The 17,804-nt window shown below is 39.8% G+C and carries 20 protein-coding genes; 8 read left to right on the top strand and 12 right to left on the bottom strand.

The annotated features are described in order from the left end of the window. The first annotated feature begins 177 nt into the window (after nt 1-177). From RMX69_RS23340 to RMX69_RS23310, 7 genes are all read left to right on the top strand, one after another. Nucleotides 178-600, top strand: coding sequence for a hypothetical protein (locus tag RMX69_RS23340; protein ID WP_289795003.1), 423 nt, complete (start codon nt 178-180; stop codon nt 598-600). 35 nt (nt 601-635) lie between these two features. Continuing rightward, nucleotides 636-923 carry a hypothetical protein gene (locus RMX69_RS23335; protein WP_289795002.1) on the top strand — a complete coding sequence of 96 codons (288 nt, stop codon included), beginning with the start codon at nt 636-638 and terminating at the stop codon, nt 921-923. 2 nt (nt 924-925) lie between these two features. Then, on the top strand, nt 926-1,237 hold the full coding sequence (locus RMX69_RS23330; protein WP_322638846.1) for a hypothetical protein: 312 nt from the start codon (nt 926-928) through the stop codon (nt 1,235-1,237). A gap of 314 nt (nt 1,238-1,551) precedes the next feature. Beyond that, nucleotides 1,552-1,914, top strand: a complete 363-nt coding sequence (locus tag RMX69_RS23325) for a hypothetical protein (protein ID WP_069068421.1) — start codon at nt 1,552-1,554, stop codon at nt 1,912-1,914. Nucleotides 1,915-2,063: 149 nt separating this feature from the next. Continuing rightward, nucleotides 2,064-3,071 (top strand): LLM class flavin-dependent oxidoreductase, encoded by a 1,008-nt coding sequence (locus tag RMX69_RS23320; RefSeq protein ID WP_289799880.1) that lies wholly within the window; start codon nt 2,064-2,066, stop codon nt 3,069-3,071. Further along, entirely contained in the window at nt 3,061-3,435 is a 375-nt protein-coding gene (locus RMX69_RS23315; protein ID WP_289794999.1) for a hypothetical protein, read from the top strand. Before RMX69_RS23320 ends, RMX69_RS23315 begins: the two co-directional genes overlap by 11 nt. Nucleotides 3,436-3,692: 257 nt before the next feature. Further along, nucleotides 3,693-4,589: an Rpn family recombination-promoting nuclease/putative transposase gene (locus RMX69_RS23310; RefSeq protein ID WP_322638845.1), complete on the top strand. Its 897-nt coding sequence runs from the start codon at nt 3,693-3,695 to the stop codon at nt 4,587-4,589. Between the two features lie 195 nt (nt 4,590-4,784). Here the strand turns inward: RMX69_RS23310 and RMX69_RS23305 are convergent, their stop codons facing one another. The 12 genes from RMX69_RS23305 to RMX69_RS23250 all read right to left on the bottom strand — a co-directional run bounded on the left by RMX69_RS23305 (nt 4,785) and on the right by RMX69_RS23250 (nt 16,476). Beyond that, entirely contained in the window at nt 4,785-5,531 is a 747-nt protein-coding gene (locus tag RMX69_RS23305; RefSeq protein WP_322638844.1) for a pentapeptide repeat-containing protein, read from the bottom strand. A gap of 218 nt (nt 5,532-5,749) precedes the next feature. Further along, entirely contained in the window at nt 5,750-6,565 is an 816-nt protein-coding gene (gene hypB, locus RMX69_RS23300) for a hydrogenase nickel incorporation protein HypB (RefSeq protein WP_322638843.1), read from the bottom strand. Beyond that, entirely contained in the window at nt 6,556-6,897 is a 342-nt protein-coding gene (gene hypA, locus RMX69_RS23295; RefSeq protein WP_322638842.1) for a hydrogenase maturation nickel metallochaperone HypA, read from the bottom strand. Before hypA ends, hypB begins: the two co-directional genes overlap by 10 nt. A 20-nt stretch (nt 6,898-6,917) precedes the next feature. Next, the gene (gene hypE / locus RMX69_RS23290; protein WP_322638841.1) at nt 6,918-8,006 is read right to left on the bottom strand and encodes a hydrogenase expression/formation protein HypE; all 1,089 of its coding nucleotides are present in this window, start codon (nt 8,004-8,006) and stop codon (nt 6,918-6,920) included. Between the two features lie 71 nt (nt 8,007-8,077). Then, nucleotides 8,078-9,256, bottom strand: a complete 1,179-nt coding sequence (gene hypD / locus RMX69_RS23285; protein WP_322638840.1) for a hydrogenase formation protein HypD — start codon at nt 9,254-9,256, stop codon at nt 8,078-8,080. Nucleotides 9,257-9,308: 52 nt separating this feature from the next. Continuing rightward, a complete protein-coding gene (locus tag RMX69_RS23280; protein ID WP_289794992.1) occupies nt 9,309-9,569 on the bottom strand; it encodes a HypC/HybG/HupF family hydrogenase formation chaperone in 261 nt (86 codons plus the stop codon). A gap of 74 nt (nt 9,570-9,643) precedes the next feature. After that, on the bottom strand, nt 9,644-11,992 hold the full coding sequence (gene hypF / locus RMX69_RS23275; RefSeq protein WP_322638839.1) for a carbamoyltransferase HypF: 2,349 nt from the start codon (nt 11,990-11,992) through the stop codon (nt 9,644-9,646). Next, nucleotides 11,982-13,199: a hypothetical protein gene (locus RMX69_RS23270; RefSeq protein WP_322638838.1), complete on the bottom strand. Its 1,218-nt coding sequence runs from the start codon at nt 13,197-13,199 to the stop codon at nt 11,982-11,984. The genes hypF and RMX69_RS23270 overlap by 11 nt, the downstream gene beginning before the upstream one ends. 797 nt (nt 13,200-13,996) lie before the next feature. Next, on the bottom strand, nt 13,997-14,842 hold the full coding sequence (locus tag RMX69_RS23265; RefSeq protein ID WP_322638837.1) for a NifU family protein: 846 nt from the start codon (nt 14,840-14,842) through the stop codon (nt 13,997-13,999). Nucleotides 14,843-14,905: 63 nt separating this feature from the next. After that, complete coding sequence (locus RMX69_RS23260; protein WP_289794988.1) at nt 14,906-15,130, bottom strand: hypothetical protein; 225 nt, start codon at nt 15,128-15,130, stop codon at nt 14,906-14,908. A gap of 8 nt (nt 15,131-15,138) precedes the next feature. Beyond that, complete coding sequence (locus RMX69_RS23255; protein ID WP_289794987.1) at nt 15,139-15,405, bottom strand: hypothetical protein; 267 nt, start codon at nt 15,403-15,405, stop codon at nt 15,139-15,141. 96 nt (nt 15,406-15,501) lie between these two features. Beyond that, complete coding sequence (locus tag RMX69_RS23250) at nt 15,502-16,476, bottom strand: hypothetical protein (RefSeq protein WP_322638853.1); 975 nt, start codon at nt 16,474-16,476, stop codon at nt 15,502-15,504. Between the two features lie 441 nt (nt 16,477-16,917). On the opposite strand from RMX69_RS23250, the gene RMX69_RS23245 reads away from it, so the two are divergent. After that, the gene (locus RMX69_RS23245; protein WP_322638836.1) at nt 16,918-17,733 is read left to right on the top strand and encodes an Rpn family recombination-promoting nuclease/putative transposase; all 816 of its coding nucleotides are present in this window, start codon (nt 16,918-16,920) and stop codon (nt 17,731-17,733) included. The last annotated feature ends 71 nt before the right edge of the window (nt 17,734-17,804 follow it).

Here is a 17,804-nt window from a genome sequence, read left to right as displayed (position 1 = left end):
GTCAGTAGTCAGTAGTAACGAGAAAAATAACTGGCAACTAATGATTGTAAAAATTACCGATTACACATATTTTAATATCAAAACTGTTTGAGAGGTAGAAATTATATAACTACTTTAGATAAACAGCAAAAGATATTTTCTTACTGGGTGCATACTACCTAGCAAGGGAGAGCCAAGATGAAAGCCAAACTTTTAAATGTTCTTACAGTTTGCGTCGTTACATTAGCAGTGCTTTCACCAGAATTAGTAGTATTTGGTATCGTTTGGGAGCGACATCTGGAGTTAGTAAAATCTCAGAATTTAGCTTACGAAGTTAACAACACAACTACAGATGCTCCCGCCTTGGCTCCCCAAACAGAGGGTACACATTCCCCTCAGACTAGCATTCAATCCGCCGATCGTAATGTGGTTCATCAAATGCTTGCTGTTGCTGAACAATATAAATTTGCCACTATCCTACAATGGTTCTTCTTATTAACCCCGATTTGTGTTGGGTTAGGGATTCTTTTTTATGACAGATATCTAGTTCATCGTGCTGCTGTTTTAAAAGAACAAGTTGAAATGTTGGAAAGGCTGTGGCACCAAAGTATCGAACAGTAACTTATTCACAATTTACTAAAATCAAGAAAATTACCATGACAGACCAAGAACAACGCCAAAGCCTGTATTTTAATCTGATTGATGAGTTACTCAGATGTCCTAATGGTCAAGAACCAGAAGTTTTGGAATCTAAACCCGAATTGATTGATTCCGGTTTAGTAGAAACAATGTTACAAGTAGCTACTATGTTTGCCCATGAAGGCAATCAAGATGGTGCCCAATTTTTATTTTTTGTGGCGCGTGAGCTAGCTAAAGAATTAGGTTTATACCCGGAAGTTCCCAGTACTGAAGTTGCAAATACTGAAGTTGCAAGTAAGGAGTAAAAATGCTGTTGACTTCAACGGATGCAGGACAAATAGCTTTAGAACTGCTGATGGCAGATTGGAATATTTCAGAAGAGAACAGAGAGTGGTTCACAATTTTTAGCTCTCGTCTGATTGGCGAGAGTTGGTACACTGTGGAACTAGGTATAGAAGGATTTCCCGATCGGTGGTTTATTCAAGTATATGACACTGGAGTGTGCGATCCAAACTATACATTTATTTCACCAATTCGTGGTTCTGAAGGATTTACGGACTTTATAAATGTACCGGAAATCATCGCAGAGGTCTTAGTTTGTGAACGCAATGCTCGCTAATAATTAAAATTCAAAAGTTGGAATTCAACATCATAGGATTTGGGAGCATCTCACCTTTACACATATACCTGGCGATTAGGAAAATCCAAGAAAAAATTATCCAATATTGTGGGGTGGGCATCTTGCCCGCCATATAAACGGGCTTTTCGGCCTACCCTACAAGAGTTAATTGTATAAAGATGCTTTACGCAAATTTGAGGTGATGCCAAATGAGGCACACCTCTTTTTTTATGTAATATTTAAGCTTTTATTTAAGCTTAATAAGCTATTTTGTCATATTTAATTGATAAAATTATGTTATATTAAATAGCGTGATGGACGCTACAGAAATATCAGTTCCAATGATTGCTGAAGATATCTTAGCCAAAGAATTCACAAGAGTCGTCAACCATTACTACCCGCAAGTTGGAGAATTGCTAGATGGGTGTTATGTGAAAGTCATCACCTGTTTTTGGGGACGACCTGCTAGACGTTTGCAATATATAGGAATTTATTGCTCTGACGAAATGATTTCCTGTGTGCAAGCTCAAAAAGAAATACTCAGAGAAGTTGCAGACAACATGGGTTTAATCCAGGTTGTCTGTATGAATGCCAAGCGATTGTTGCGCGATCCGATGTCGAAGGTCAAAGAGAACAACCCACGTCTATGGTTGGAGTTGCAGTGGGTTGCAACTTAGTGATTCATCGCATTAATTGAGAGGGGTAAATTCTTTTGTAGAGAGGACTTTATTCCTCAAATATTTAAGCACGCTTTGTGCTTACTACAAACCTATCGACCACTAGAATAACCAGCACCTACGGTGAATACAAAGTATCAACGCAAGTAATGAAAACTGGAATTTTCTGCAATTACGATAATTTTCACCAAGATGCTCGTCGTGCCATCTTTGAGCAAGTTGCACTGGTAAAACAGGCAGAAAGCTTAGGTTTTGAGGAAGCGTGGGTGAGTGAACACCATTTTAGTGAATCTAATCTCAGCCCGTCTATGTTGGTGTTAATGGCACATTTGGCGGGATTGACTTCAACTATCCAATTAGGCACTGCGGCGGTGTTGCTGCCATTCCATAACCCGATTCGGGTGGCGGAAGATATTGCCACTTTGGATAACCTGTGCAATGGACGATTATTATTTGGAGTTGCCAAAGGCGGCCCCTTTCCCCAACAAAACAAGCATTTTGCGACCCTCCCAAGTGAAGCCCGTCCCAAGATGCTAGAGGCGATCGCACTGATTCAAAAGCTCTTATATGAAACTGATGTATCATTTAATGGGCGATATTATCAATGCGATCGCTTAACAATTTACCCAAAACCATTGCAGAGTCAAATACCAGTGTATGTTGCCACTGGCGGTGATGACGGTATCGAATTTGCTGCTAAACATTCCTTCAGCTTGATGGGTGGGCCGCCATTCTCCCTACACAGATTGAAGGATACTGTTACCAAATATCGAGCCTTAAATTCTAGTGGTGCGGAAAACTTAGTGCTGGCACGCTTCTTTTTTGTTGGCAAAACATACGATGAGGCGGTGAGTGAAGCGTTACCTTTCGTTCGCAAATTTAGCCAGAAAATGAAAGCTAATTCGGCTGAAGTATTGCAAAATAGTGCGAATCCCAACCAAAAACCATTCGACCGCACAAATATTTGTTTCGATGAAGATTATTTGATTGAGAATTCAATTATCGGTGATGTGGAGACTTGTCGAGACAGAATCAAGAAATTTCAGGACGAATTAAATTTAGGTACGCTAGCACTCAAACCCTCGTCTGCGGATTTGCAAAAAAACCTAGAGAGTTTGACGCGCTACAACCAAGAGGTGCGAAATTATGTCTTCTAAACTATACCAGCTTCCTCCCGATGATTTACCTCCCGCTGAGGTAACAAAACAGGATGGAATGCTGCAAATGGAGTTAGAACAGTCTGCTGGCAGATGCTTTTATCTAGCCTGCGATCGCATTACGCGAGTCCTGTTATCTAATTGTCAGTGGTATCTCACAACAAATGCTAGCATCCTCACATTAATTATTGATTGCCCTGACTTAGTATCTTACTGGCATATTGTCAGCAATATTCCCCAGTTGGGTAATAGGTTAGAGCGGTTTGCTAGCAATGGTAAAATCCGCGTTTATCCGCCATTCGGTAAAGGAACGCCGTTTGAAATCAGCGTAAATGAAATATCAGCTTATCGAGATTGGCTTTGAGGTAAATATAAACTGGGAATCATCCTTATCGCTGTTTTCCACCCTGTACTTTTAAAGTGCAGGGTGTTGTATTTTATGAGAAGTAGAATTCATTTTTTAAATTGAATACAGTTAGTTATTGAAGTAGAAATAACTACTGTAATATTGGTTTATTTTTGTATTTTGAGACAGAAATATTTAGGCGATCGCTATGTCTACGCTCAGTGGTAGTCTAATTAAAAGTGCAGTAGCGATTATCTAAACTTATCTACTTGCTTATGTCTAAACCTGCTGATATCAGCACTAAACGCCTAATCAGTCTTGCTCCTGATAACTGGGTAAAATGGGTAACACAAATTCCCGATGTTATTGTAGGTGAAATTCTCAACTCAGAATTTCAGTGGGTTAGTAGACAAAGTGATGTACTTATCCGTGTCGAGAATCCGCAGTATGGAAAATTTCTAGTTGTCAATGAATTACAACTGCGCTATAAACCGGAAATGCCACGACGGATGCGTGCTTATGCAGCTCTAGCTGAAGAAAAATATAATTTACCTACCTATCCAGTATTAATCAACATTCTTAAAGGAAGTAACACAGACATACCTACAACATATACATCAAATGTTGCAGGTTTAAGAGCAACTCAAGATTATCGGGTGATTAACCTATGGGAAGTTGATGTAAATACTGTCTTTGAGACACCATTACCATCCTTAATTCCATTTGTACCCATTCTCAAAGGCGGTGAAAACGAGGTTGTAATTCGAGAAGCCTTGCAAATTCTGCGTCAGGATGAACAATTAAATCAACTTGAAACAGTTTTGGCTTTTTTTGCTACGTTTGTAATAGAGAGTGCCCTAGTCCAAGAAATCATGAGGTGGGATATGGCTGTGTTGCGTGAGTCGCCTTGGTATCAAGAAATTTTACGTGAAGGAGAAGCACGCGGAGAAGCACGCGGAGAAGCACGCGGGGAAGCACGCGGAGAAGAACGCGGACGACGAGAGGAATTATATTCAGGTATTGAATTGGCACTGGAGATTAAATTTGGGACTCCTGGCTTAGATTTAATGCCAATCATTTACCAAATCACAGATTTACAGCGATTAAAAGTAATTCAACAGGCTATCAAAACCCTAAATACAGTTGAGGAACTACAGCGAGTTTGTGATTGATTTACTGGTTAAAAAAACTTGTGATTTTTTCACTTAGCGATTTATACCACAATACGCTTGGGTTAAGGCCAAAAACTAAAACTGGCGTAGCGCGATTATCGCACTCTTTGCAACGAATACCCACCCCCAATCGCACCGCCAGTTCTAACCCCATAAGTCAATACGGTTCAGTTAAGGCTAAAACCACCACAAAAATCAAGGATGAATTTTCCCATCAGGCATCCTTGTTCCTTGAAGATCGGCTCCTTGAAGATTGGCTCCTTGAAGGTTGGCTCCTTGAAGGTTGGCTTGCAACAAGTTAGCTCCCTGAAGGTTCGCTTTTGATAGGTTCGCTGTTAATAGATTCGCTTGCGACAATCTAGCTCCCTGAAGGTTAGCTCCCTGAAGGTTTGCTTGGTACAAAACAGCTTGCGACAATTCAGCTTGTGACAAGTTAGCTCCCTGAAGGTTTGCTTGGTACAAAACAGCTTGGTACAAAAAAGCTTGCGACAAGTTAGCTCCCTGAAGGTTGGCTTCCATCAAATTAGCTCCCTGAAGCTTGGCTTCCGTCAAAGTAGCTCCCGAAAGGCTAGCTCCCTCAAGTTCTGTTCGGTACAAAGTAGCTCCCGAAAGGTTAGCTCCCTGAAGGTTGGCTTTTGTCAGGTTAGCTCCCCAAAGGTTAGCTCCCTGAAGGTTGGCTTTTGTCAGGTTAGCTCCCCAAAGGTTAGCTCCCTGAAGGTTAGCTCCCTGAAGGTTAGCTCCCTGAAGGTTGGCTTTTGCCAGGTCAGCTCCCCAAAGGTTAGCTCCCTGAAGGTTAGCTCCTGATAAGTCGCAGCTCACACACTTTTTGGTATTCAGCAGCTGCTTAACGTGTTCAGGATTGGCAGCATATCCGGGAGTAGTTAAAAGAGTAGAAGTGCTAACACTAATAACCAGAAAAGCTTGGTAAATGTTTAACTGCATCCTAGTTCATTATACAATTCGAGAGAATTCTCTCATATTTGCATTTTTTCAGCTTTTTACTCCAAATTTCTCAACGTGATAGCAAGATTACAGAGATGTAGCGATCATCTTATTAGAAAAAATACTTCCAGTTTTGATGAACCCCCACAGGGATTTCGTAAGTCAGTGACTTGATTTGACAGGTTTTAGTTTAAGCGCAGAGGGACGCAGAGTTTTTACTATAATGATGCAGTTAGCCACGCATACCAATTCTCTAAGCCAGCACCAGTAGTTGCAGAAACCTGAAAAATCTGAATTTTGGGATTTACTTCCTTAGCATATTCTATGCACTTTTGAACATCAAATTGCAGGTAAGGTAGCAAATCGATTTTCGTGAGAATCATGATGTTACTAGCACGGAATATATGCGGATATTTTATCGGCTTATCTTCTCCCTCTGTAACGGAGAGAATCACAACTTTTGCCTGTTCTCCTAAATCAAATAAAGCTGGACAAACCAAATTTCCTACATTTTCAATCATCACAACTGAATTTAGTGGCGGATTCAGTTGCTGTAAACCTCTTTCTATCATTGAGGCATCTAAATGACAGCCTGTTCCGGTATTGATTTGGATGACTTTAGAACCTGTTTCTTTAATTTTTTTGGCATCGTTAGCAGTTTCTTGGTCGCCTTCAATGACACTAATAGATAATTGATGTTTTAAATCATTGATAGTTCGCGTTAAAAGAGTTGTTTTTCCAGCACCGGGAGAACTCATTAAATTTAAAGCGAGAATATTTCGACCTTTAAACCATCCCCGATTTTGGGCAGCTAGTAGGTTATTTTTTGCTAAAATATCCTGTTCTAAAGATATCGTTGTGTTGTGTATTTTGGCATGAATTTGAGGCGCTTCTATATGAGTATCATGACTGTGGAAGTGAGTGATAACAGTACCATCTGATAAAGTGTGAGTATGATGATGCTCAAATTCATCTGTTTCTAAATTGATAATTTTAGTTTCGCCATCATCAGAACAACCGCAGGTTACACACATAATTCCTCTATTTCTATTTCTTTAATTTTCAGTTCTTCACCAGTAATTAAATCTAATTCCACGCTACCGCAATTACAGGTTCCAAACGGTTTCTCTAAATAAATTTCTGCACCGCATTGACGACATTTTGCTAAACCGGGGATTTCTAAAATTTCTAATTTTACCCCTGCTAAAACTGTTCCTTGAGTGCAAATATCAAAACAAAATCGGATAGCATCGGGCATAATGGCTGAAAGTTTGCCGATTTCTAATAAAACTCGCTGCACTTTTGCGCCTTTGGCGTGTTCAGTCACAATTGCCACAATATTCTGAGTAATTCCAAATTCGTGCATATTATAAAATCTATTAAAAATTAACAAATTCGTGGCAATTGGTCGCCTACTAACATATCAACAATCCTTTCAGCACCAAAAGCTGTTTTTAATAAAACGATACCTGGGGGTGAGGTAATAACTTCGCCAATAATACAAGCATCTTTCCCTGCTGGGTGGGATTTCATAGCTGATAAAACATTTTCAGCATTCTTTTTTGGAACCACCACAACTAACTTACCTTCATTTGCTAAATACAATGGGTCTAAACCGAGAATTTCGCAAACTCCGTTGACTTCTTCACGCACTGGGATAGATTCTTCAAAGAGACGAATTCCCACGTTAGAACTGAGGGCGAATTCATTTAGCACTGTAGCTAAACCACCGCGTGTTGCATCTCGCATAGCATGAACTTGTGGACATACAGGGAGAATAGTTTCTACTAAACTATGCAACGGCTGACAATCACTTTCAATATTAGTATCTAAGGCTAATTCTCCACGGGCAATTAAAATTGCTGTTCCATGATTGCCTATTTCACCATTAATTATTACTGCATCTCCAGGTTTAATATTGTGGGCAGAAATGTTAACTCCTCGTGGGATAATACCAATACCAGCAGTATTAATAAAGAGTTTATCGGCTGCACCGCGATGTACAACTTTTGTGTCACCAGTGACAATTTGAATACCAGCTTTTTCTGCGGCTGCTTTCATACTGTTTGCAACACGGCGTAAGGTTTCTACTGGTAATCCTTCTTCTAAAATTACGCTGCAAGTTAGATATAAAGGTTTAGCACCACTGACAGCTAAATCATTAACTGTACCGTTGACGGCTAATTTTCCTATATCACTACCGGGGAAAAATAACGGGTCTACAACGTATGAATCTGTTGTAAATGCGAGTCTGTCTCCTTGTTGGAGGAGAGGGGTTAGGTTGAAGCTAGCTTGGTCTTCTAGTTGGGAGAGAATTGGATTATCAAAATTGTTGACAAAGATATCATCAATTAAATCGCGCATGGCTTTACCACCGCTGCCATGTGCGAGAGTTATGTGAGTATCTTGTACTTTCTTTTGGCGGCGGCGGGTTTGTTCTATTTTTTGGATTGGATTTGTGGGGGAAATATTCATATTAAAATTTTTTTAAACGCAAAGGGACGCAGAGGGAAGCGCAGAGGTACGCTGAGTATTTATGAGATGTATTATTCTGAGGAGAAGCCGCAGGCGGGGAGGGGTTCTTGAGTTATTTTTGGTTTTTGGGTGATTGTTCTTTTGGCAATGGTGGAGAGTCGCCCGTATTTGTAATAAGCTGCACAAGCACCTTCGGAAGATACCATACAAGTACCGATTGGTGTTTCTGGTGTGCAAGCTGTACCGAATACTTTACATTCCCAAGGTTTTAAGACTCCTTTGAGAATTTCTCCACATTTACAAGCTTTATGGTCGGCTACTTTGAGATTAGGAATGGTAAATTTAAGTTCGGCATCAAATTGAGCATATTCAGGTTTGATTTGTAATCCTGAATAGGGAATGTCACCTAAGCCGCGCCAATCAAAACTATCTCGGACAGCAAAAACTTTATTTATCGCTTGCAGTGCTACTGTATTCCCAGATTTTTGAACAATTCGGTTATATTGGTTTTCGACTTCACAACGATTTTCTATTAGCTGTTGCAATAGCATCCAAATTGATTGGAGAATATCTAAGGGTTCAAATCCTGATACGACTATTGGCTTATTATATTGTTGGGAAATAAATTGGTATGGGTCGCTGCCAATCACCATGCTGACATGGCCAGGGCCAACAAATCCATCTAGTTGTAAGTCGGGATTATCTAATAGTGCTTTGAGGGCGGGAATCACAAGGACGTGATTGGAAAACATACTAAAGTTAGGAATTTTTTCGGCTGCTGCTTGCAGAATAGTGAAGGCGGTGCTGGGGGCTGTGGTTTCAAAGCCTAATGCGAAGAATACTACTTCTTTGTCGGGGTTATCTCTGGCAATTTGCAGGCTATCTAGGGGAGAGTACACCATACGGATGTCTGCGCCTTGTGCCCTAGCTTGCAGTAAAGTGGTTTTGGAACCGGGAACTCGCATGGCGTCGCCAAAGGTGGCAAAAATAACGTTATGATTTTGAGAGATTGCGATCGCATCATCTAATCTCCCTTTTGGCATAACGCATACTGGACAACCAGGCCCATGAATTAATTCAATGGCTTGGGGTAAAATTTCTTCGATACCATATTTAAAAATGGAGTGTGTATGTCCGCCACATACTTCCATGATTTTGATAGGTTTTTCTAGCCGATTGCATAATTTGGCGATTTCGCGGCATAAGGCTTCTGCTTTTTCCGGTTCGCGGAATTCGTCAACATATTTCATAAGGATTGGGAAATAATAGGTTTTATGTCAATATGGCTTAGTTAAGTATTAATTAAGTACCAATCCCTGCTTGTGCTGCTGCTAATTCTTGGAATAGTTGTAATGTCTCTGCTGCTTCTTGTTCGTTAATTCGATTCATGGCAAAGCCAACATGTACTAATACCCAATCCCCAATACAAGCTTCGGGGGGATGTTGTTCATCTACGATACAAGCAATATTTACTTCGCGCTTAACACCACCAATGTTAACTATGGCTAATTTGTGGTCAACGTTGGTTATTTCTATAATTTGTCCGGGGATTCCTAAGCACATTTTTTTATTTTTTAAGATAAATGAACCACAGAGAACGCAGAGAGAATTATTGTTGAAAGAAATTTTGTTAAATATTAACACTCATCTATTAATTGTGCGGCTGCAATAACTGCTTGTCCTAAAGATAAGCCGCCGTCGTTAGCTGGAACTAAACTGTGAGTAAGTACTTTTATTCCCAATGTTTGTAATTTTTTGGTAACTTGCTCTAACAATATACAATTTTGAAATACTCCTCCTGTTAAGGCTACCTGATAAATCAGATTTTCTTGAGACAGATGCTTAACCATTTGCACAATCGTATTCGCTAAACCTTTGTGGAATTTGGCAGCTATAACAGATTGTGGGATTTGCTGCTGTAAGTCATCAAGCAAGGCTTGCCACATTGGACGCGGGTCTATACAGTAAATACTATCTGAAATGCTAAAACTAAAAGGATATATTAGCGTTTCTTTATCATTATTTAAGCTGCTAACATCTACTATAGCTTCCATTGCGATCGCAGCTTGTCCTTCATAGCTACATTCATCTCTATAAATACCGATAGCCGCCGCCACTGCATCGAACAATCGCCCCACTGATGAAGCTGGAGGAGAGTTAATTCTTTTCTCTATAAGTTGATTTAGTAGTTGGAGTGGCTGGTTTTTCAGAAATTTTACGATTTCTAAGTCAGTATACTTTTGTTCACAATCATCCCAAAGGTTAGCAGCTACTAATTGGGCATAAGTATTACGCCAAGGCTGATAAATAGCTTGTTCACCACCAATCATTGCTACTGGTTTAAATGTTGCTAGTCGTTTAAATTTCCGGTAATCTGCTAAAAGAAATTCTCCACCCCAGAGTTTACCATCATTGCCGTAACCTAAACCATCTAAAGCAATACCTAATATTGGAGGTGCAGCTAAAGGAATCCCATTTTCTGCCATGCAAGCAGCGATATGGGCGTGATGATGTTGAATTGGATAAATTTTGATTTGATTTGTGTCTGCAAGTTCTTTACCAAGTTTACTTGAAAGATATTCAGGATGTTTATCAATGGCAATTACTTCTGGTTGATACTCAAATAAATTTAAGTATAAATTTAAATTTTCTTGGTAAGCGTTGAAAGCGGCAGCATTTTCTAAATCTCCCAGATGTTGAGAGAGAATCGCTTCTCCTTCACGCAATAAGCAAAAGGTATTTTTTAACTCACTGCCCATTGCTAAAATTGGCGGTACTTTGTGAAATCCCAATGGTAAACTAATTGATGCTGGTGCATATCCTCTGGCACGGCGAATTGTTTGAACTTTATCACCAATAACACGCACAACCGAATCATCTACCCGATTAATAATCTCTCGATTGTGAAAGAGAAAATAATCAGCAATTGTTCCTAATTTTTCTCTTGCCTCTTCATTATCAATACATTGTGGTTCATCAGCAAGATTACCACTTGTTAAAACAATTGGGCGATTCATCCGCCGCAGAATTAAATGATGCAGGGGCGTATAAGGAAGCATGAAGCCAAGGGTATTTTGCCCTAATGCAACTGACGATGCTAATTGTTTTTTATCTGAAGCTTGTAATAAAACAATTGCTGCCGCAGAACTGGTTAATAATTCTTTTTCTTTGGTGTTGACAATACAATATTGTTCAATTATCTCAATATCCCGCGCCATTAAAGCAAAGGGTTTATGATAGCGCTTTTTCCGCTGACGCAATTTTTGTACAACGGTTTCTTGTGTTGCATCGCAAGCTAGATGAATCCCACCTAACCCCTTAATTGCCACAATCTCACCTTTTTGCAACAAGCTACAAACAGCATCGACATCATCCAACATCGAAAACATGGAAGCAGTAACCGATTTCCCATCAGCGCGTTCTAACCAAGCTGCGGGGCCGCAAATATGACAAGCTACAGGTTGGGCGTGAAAACGACGGTTTTCGACATCATGGTATTCTCTTGCACATTCTGAACACATGGCAAACGCAGACATACTGGTATTACATCTGTCATAAGGAATGGCACGAATAATACTCAGGCGGGGGCCGCAATGAGTGCAATTAGTAAAGGGGTAGCGATAAAAGCGGCTAAAGGGGTCGAATATTTCTTGTTGACACTGGGGACAAGTAGCTGCATCAGGAGTAATTTCTGTTTGAATGGTATTATTGACACTACTAGAAATCATGAAATTATCAAATTTCAATTCACCTTCATAAGGAGTTCTAGTTAGTTGATTAATTCTTGCCAATGGTGGAAGTTCTGCTTGCAATCTGGCAACAAATTCGGTTATTACTTCCTCACTACCAGATACCCGAATTAATACACCTTGTCCATCATTACAAACATCTCCATTTAAGCCGCAGGCTTTCGCCAGACGATATACAGTAGGGCGAAATCCTACTCCCTGAACAGTACCGCGAACTCTAATTTCTTCAGTCGGCATAGTTAAACTGCCACAGCAATATTCGGTTATTTCCAGAATCAGCTATCACTGCTGTATTGTCACAAATTTTTATCCCGTAACACCAATTTAAGCTATCTCGCTTAGGTAGTCCAAAATTACGATTTTCACCTTTACTTTGAAAATTTATTTGTCCTGCTAACCCATCTGCCACTACACCTTGCAGTGATAAAATTGATTCTGGCTTTCTCCATCCTAACAACCGGGAATTAGCTGTATCTGCAACTACTAACCAGTCGCCAGCCACGCTCACACCATAAGGCATACTCAAACTACTAGCACTAGGATAATAGACTCCTTGATTCATTTCCACAAAATCAAAGCTTTTTTGTCCTAAAACCACTGCACAAGGGGTATTATTTTCTGTTGGTATTCCCTGCCAAATCATTACTCGATGATTACCTGCGTCGCTGACAACTAAATTTTCTCCCCAAAGGGTGATATCGTGACACCAGCGCATACTCGCTGCGGTTGCAGAAGCACCGCCGTTTTCATTGCGAGATATCATATCTGGTTGTCCCAAAACTACATCAGCAGGTTGACCATTTTCTGTTGGGAACTGATGCCAAATTAATACCCTGCGATTACCAGTATCGGCAATAAATAGCCGTCCTTGATGATAGAAAACACCATAAGGCCAGTGCATTGTATTAGCAGATGCTTCTTGACTTCCCCGATTTGGTTCATTATCGACAAAATTAGCTTGTCCTAACACCAAATCTGCTGGAACATTGTTATCTTCTGGTAAGTTTTTCCAAATTAACACTCGATGATTCCAAGCATCTGCGACAGCTAACCCTTCACCACAAGCACAAATCCCAGTTGGTACACTTAAGGTTGCGCTTCCTGGTGTACTTTTAGCATTTTGTCCTTCATGATAAAAATCAGGTTGTCCAATTACCCAATCAGCAGGTTGACTATCTCGTGTGGGTAATTTTTTCCATCCTAATAATCGATGATGTCCTGTATCTGATACCCATAAAGGGCCGGTTTTTGATAATAAACAAGCACCACGAGGCCCAAACATTGTTATGGGACTAGGTGCTACAGGTATGACTAATTGTTGTGGTTCGAGAATGTTACCTAAAATTACCTCTGCACCTTGAGGTGATAGAGGTAAATATTTAAAAATTTCTGTTGCTTCTAGCGGTAATTGTGATACGGGATTAATTATGATTGGGATATCCATGAACCGCAGATAGACGCTGATAATTATTTAAAAACATTAATGCTGATTAGCATGTAACAATAGTAACGGTTTTGAATTATGCTTTTTTCAAATTCAGTTAAAACCTCTAATCAACTTCTGTATTAATCAAGCTGAAAAAACTCAAGATAGCCTTTAGAGGATGTTTGAAAAGTCCTATTCTCGGTATTAAATAGTTTTAGATCCCCCTAAATCCCTCTTAAAAAGGGGGACTTTGATTCCGGTTCCCCCTCTTTTTAAGGGGGGTTAGGGGGGATCTAAAAGTGCCTAAAGTCACAACAAAATACTTTTCAAACAACCTTTTAGTAAGTTTTGCTACATAGCGAATCTTTGACATGAGTGCGCGATTTACTGAAATGAGAAAGCAAACTGGGATTTGAGAAAGTAAAAGCTTATTTTGCTTGCGGAAAACACTAAAATGAGTAAGTCAAATAGCTTTTTGCTTGCGGAAAACACCAAAATGAGTAAGCAAACTGGGGTTTGAATAAGTCAAAGCTGCTTTTGCTTGCGGAAAACACCAAAATAAATAAGCAAACTGGGGTTTGAATAAATAAAATGACCTTTTGAGAAAGTAATATGCCTTTTTACTTTCTCAAAACACTAAAATCAATACCTGAATTACACAAATGAGAATGAATTCAGAGATATTGAGAAAGCATTCGGGCATTTTGCTTGCACAAAACACTAAAATAAATGCGCGAACTACTGAAATAAAAAAGCAAATTAGCCGTGGTTGACTAATCGCCAAGTAGATTTGCTGAAATTTTACCTTCGCATTATCATTTTTGTAGTTTTACAAAAACCTTATTTTCTTTAACCTTGACTGGATAAGACTGAAGCGAAACATCAGGCACGGTTAAGCATTTACCTGTCTCCAATTTGTACTGAAATCCGTGGGCAGGACAGGTAATAATACCATTTTCAACTTTACCCTTTTCTAAAGGAGATCCTAGATGGGTACAAGCATTACGGTAACATTTAACTGTAACGCCTTGACGATGTAAAATTAGTGAAGTACCAGCAAGTTGTACTGCAACTACACTAAATTCAGGAACTTCATCAAGGGTCGCTACTTTCATCCAAGTACAAGTTATTTTTGAAGAGAATGGACTGATTAAACCAGAATTTGCGTTCTTAACAGCAGGGCTATTATTAACTGCAACAACTTTAGTAATTTCAGGACAATGGTTTTTTATTGCCTGTTCTACTCCCTGAGATAAAGTCAAGGTAGAAGCCGGACAACTACTGCAAGTGCCGATTAATTTGACTTCTACTGTATCTGGGGGCTTAATTGCTACTAGTTCTACATCTCCATTATGGCTTTTTAAACCTGGGCGAACTTCTTCAAGGGCTGTTTGAATTCGCTGTGCTAATGGTGGTTTTGGTGGTTTTACTAGTTCGTGATAAAGCAGCACTGCGTACACTACTTCATCAGTCACAGCATGACGCAAACCTGACATTGATTCTTGCTTTAGGCTTTTAATTAAATTAGTCAATGCTGCCTTATGCAAAGCTTCAATTGCCCTTTTTAGACCAACTGCTACACACCGTTGGCTTTCATCCCACTCGGATATAATTGCCTCAAAGCGGTTAATTTCCCTAACTAATTCTTCAAGGTTTGTCATTAGTCATTAGTCATTGGACATGGGGCATGGGGCATTGGTTATTCATAAATGACCAATGACAAATTACTTCATTTTGAAATCTTTGAGGAGAAAGGGCATAGTCAAGCCTGTCACTAGACTAGATAATGTTATTGGTAAACAAAAGGGAATGTCGATTTGGGCAAACAACACTAGCAGGAACGAACCTATAGTAGTAGCAATAGCAGTTCGTTGAACAAAATATATTGGATCGCGCAGTAATTTTCCTTTGAAAAATAACTTTGCAGAAAACCACCCAATTTCTAACATATTGACTCCTAATATTTTGTTAGTAAATTTAGGATTATAAATCCTAAGAGAATAGCAGGAATTACACCAGCCGGAGCAAATAATGCCCCAAGCATTGCTGAAAACTGATAGCCGATATCTTTTCCAGCTAACAGCATTCCACCAATAGCACCGCCGATCATAGACAAGACTGTTGCTATGGCTATCCACACTAATCCTGTTGCTATGTTCAAGTCACCATCTGCTAAACTTGTGAGAAAATCTCTCAGAGAAGGGTTTGTTAAAATATCTCTCATGCTGTTTTTTCCTGATCGTTAAGGAAGTGGGGGGATAAAGAAGATGAGGGGGATGAAAGAGACAAGGGACAAGCAGAATAGCCAATTCCCAATGCCCTATTCCTTATTCCCTATTTCTGCTTCAATGTCTTGTAGGGCTTGGGCTACTATCTGTGCTTGTCCCATTTGTTGGTTTTGGGTAAATATTTCTAAAGCCTGTTGATAGTAAATACGTGCTTGTGAAAGATTTTTAGGATTGCCAAGTTCTGGCTTTTCTGAGTCGTCAGGTAAGTTGAATAAGGCGTTGGCTTTGTTTGAGATTGTGTTTGCGTACTCTAGAGGTGTATCTTGGAGATTACGGACTTTTAGCGCTTCGTCATAAGCTGCGATCGCACGTAAGTTATTCTCCACAGGATGGGAACTCACTAAATATTGCAAAGCGTTGCCTAAGTTGTTTTGCAACATCGCATATTCTCTCGGATGATCGATCAAGTTAATATGCTTTAGCGCTACCTCAAATGATTGCACAGCTAAACCTTGACGCAAGTATTCCCGTTCTGATGCTAGTGGCATAGAAAGGTAAGCGATCGCAATATTGTTATACAAAATCGCGTATTCTTGAGGGTAATCTTCCCAAGTAAACACCCGCAACGCCTCATGATAAGCCTGGATGCTGTCAGTTATCCGCGCCAGATTGAATGGCACAAGCGACTGCAACACCAGCCCAAAATTCATCTGCGTCTCTGCTACTTCTTCTAGTGAAGCTAATTCTTGTAAAATTGGCAGTGCTTCTTCATAACCTGCTTTCGCTTGCATCAACAGTTGGTAATCAGCATCCGGTATTGCCTGTAACGTCCCCGCCATGCCCACTTTGGCCCTGGCTTTCAGTAGGGGATACTCCTCACCACACATTTCATAGGCCCGGTAATATAAACCAACTGCATTCCGCAAGTCTTGGGCAGCTTTGGGCTTTTTTTGAAAACCCTGTGCGATCTCAATCAGCATTTGGATTTTTTCTTCTGCTGAGGCTGACTCCGATGCAACAGCTGCTACCGCAGCTTTCACCGCCGAATCTGTAATGCTGGGGGCCATAACTCTGCCGTACTCTAGCCAATTAGGAATTGAGTCTGTTAACACCCATGAACGATCGAAACACGCGATCGCATTTCATCACGGGCCATACTGATTTACGCAGGCTTCGAGTCCTTTAGGCGGAATTCCCCTTTTTGATTTGAGCTAGGATTAAAGACTAGAAACTAGGGAAAAAACTTAATCCCCTATAGCTAATGTCCTATACCATGCTCAATACAATACTATAAAACACCCTATTTCTAAAATTCTAGGGGGAAATTGCTAATATTAATGTCAGTTTTAAACACCTAATATTTTTTAAATACTTTTTGTATCATCGTCTTATACAATTTCAATATTTTTTATTGAATTGTTGACATACATATATTTATTGTACTCAAAATAGTCATCACGGGTTAGTCGTTGTGTAAAATATCTTCATCAACTGTAAAACAAGCTCCTTTGAAAACAGACAGTATCTTTTATCGAATCTTTCAGAGTATCCCCAGTACTTTTTTTGAACTGATTAATCAACCACCACAACTAGCTAGTGCTTACCAATTTTCTTCAGTAGAAGTCAAACAATTGGCGTTTAGAATCGATGGCGTTTTCCTCCCAAATACGCCAGACTTACCGATTTATTTTGCCGAAGTGCAATTTCAGCCAGATAAAAAATTCTACTCACGTTTATTTACTGAAATTTTTAACTATCTCGATAAAACCGAATTAACTAACAATTGGCGTGGTGTTGTCATCTTCCCCAACCGCAGCGTTGATACTGGAGATACCGAAAGATATACAGAATTACTCAACTCACAACGAGTAACTCGCGTCTATCTCGACGAATTAAGCTCCATTGAGGCATCATCAATTGGTATAGAGACAGTTAAACTCATCATCGAACCCGAATCAACTGCGACAATAAAAGCTGTAGAGATAGTCAACAGTGCCCGACAGCAAATTCCTGATGTCACTACTATTAGGGAAATAATACAATTGATAGAGACGATATTAATCTACAAGTTACCGCGATTGAGCCAGGAGGAGATAGGAAAAATGTTTGGATTAAATGAATTAAAGCAAACTAGATTTTACCAAGATGTTTTTGCAGAAGGGAAACAAGAAGGTAGACAGGAAGGTAGACAAGAAGGTATACAAGAAGGTAAGTTAGAAACGATACCCCAATTATTAGGGTTGGGTTTAAGTATTGAGCAGATAGCTCAAGCGTTAGGTTTGGACGAACAAGTTGTTAGGCAAGCTGCACAACCAAAATCCTAAAATAATAGGGTGCGCGAAGGATTAACAGTGCGTTTAATAGAGACGATATTAATCTACAAGTTGCCGCGATT

The sequence above is a fragment of the Nostoc sp. EspVER01 genome (genome assembly GCF_034530635.1).
Taxonomy (GTDB): Bacteria; Cyanobacteriota; Cyanobacteriia; order Cyanobacteriales; family Nostocaceae; genus Nostoc.
Note: the sequence above shows the minus strand (reverse complement) of the source record. Positions and strands in the feature narration are given on the sequence as shown.

Bases quoted from the DNA above. Each gene is read 5' to 3' on its own strand.
- RMX69_RS23340 (WP_289795003.1), top strand. From the start codon at position 178: ATGAAAGCCAAACTTTTAAATGTTCTTACAGTTTGCGTCGTTACATTA.
- RMX69_RS23335 (WP_289795002.1), top strand. From the start codon at position 636: ATGACAGACCAAGAACAACGCCAAAGCCTGTATTTTAATCTGATTGAT.
- RMX69_RS23330 (WP_322638846.1), top strand. From the start codon at position 926: ATGCTGTTGACTTCAACGGATGCAGGACAAATAGCTTTAGAACTGCTG.
- RMX69_RS23325 (WP_069068421.1), top strand. From the start codon at position 1,552: ATGGACGCTACAGAAATATCAGTTCCAATGATTGCTGAAGATATCTTA.
- RMX69_RS23320 (WP_289799880.1), top strand. From the start codon at position 2,064: ATGAAAACTGGAATTTTCTGCAATTACGATAATTTTCACCAAGATGCT.
- RMX69_RS23315 (WP_289794999.1), top strand. From the start codon at position 3,061: ATGTCTTCTAAACTATACCAGCTTCCTCCCGATGATTTACCTCCCGCT.
- RMX69_RS23310 (WP_322638845.1), top strand. From the start codon at position 3,693: ATGTCTAAACCTGCTGATATCAGCACTAAACGCCTAATCAGTCTTGCT.
- RMX69_RS23305 (WP_322638844.1), bottom strand. From the start codon at position 5,531: ATGCAGTTAAACATTTACCAAGCTTTTCTGGTTATTAGTGTTAGCACT.
- hypB (WP_322638843.1), bottom strand. From the start codon at position 6,565: ATGTGTGTAACCTGCGGTTGTTCTGATGATGGCGAAACTAAAATTATC.
- hypA (WP_322638842.1), bottom strand. From the start codon at position 6,897: ATGCACGAATTTGGAATTACTCAGAATATTGTGGCAATTGTGACTGAA.
- hypE (WP_322638841.1), bottom strand. From the start codon at position 8,006: ATGAATATTTCCCCCACAAATCCAATCCAAAAAATAGAACAAACCCGC.
- hypD (WP_322638840.1), bottom strand. From the start codon at position 9,256: ATGAAATATGTTGACGAATTCCGCGAACCGGAAAAAGCAGAAGCCTTA.
- RMX69_RS23280 (WP_289794992.1), bottom strand. From the start codon at position 9,569: ATGTGCTTAGGAATCCCCGGACAAATTATAGAAATAACCAACGTTGAC.
- hypF (WP_322638839.1), bottom strand. From the start codon at position 11,992: ATGCCGACTGAAGAAATTAGAGTTCGCGGTACTGTTCAGGGAGTAGGA.
- RMX69_RS23270 (WP_322638838.1), bottom strand. From the start codon at position 13,199: ATGGATATCCCAATCATAATTAATCCCGTATCACAATTACCGCTAGAA.
- RMX69_RS23265 (WP_322638837.1), bottom strand. From the start codon at position 14,842: ATGACAAACCTTGAAGAATTAGTTAGGGAAATTAACCGCTTTGAGGCA.
- RMX69_RS23260 (WP_289794988.1), bottom strand. From the start codon at position 15,130: ATGTTAGAAATTGGGTGGTTTTCTGCAAAGTTATTTTTCAAAGGAAAA.
- RMX69_RS23255 (WP_289794987.1), bottom strand. From the start codon at position 15,405: ATGAGAGATATTTTAACAAACCCTTCTCTGAGAGATTTTCTCACAAGT.
- RMX69_RS23250 (WP_322638853.1), bottom strand. From the start codon at position 16,476: ATGGCCCCCAGCATTACAGATTCGGCGGTGAAAGCTGCGGTAGCAGCT.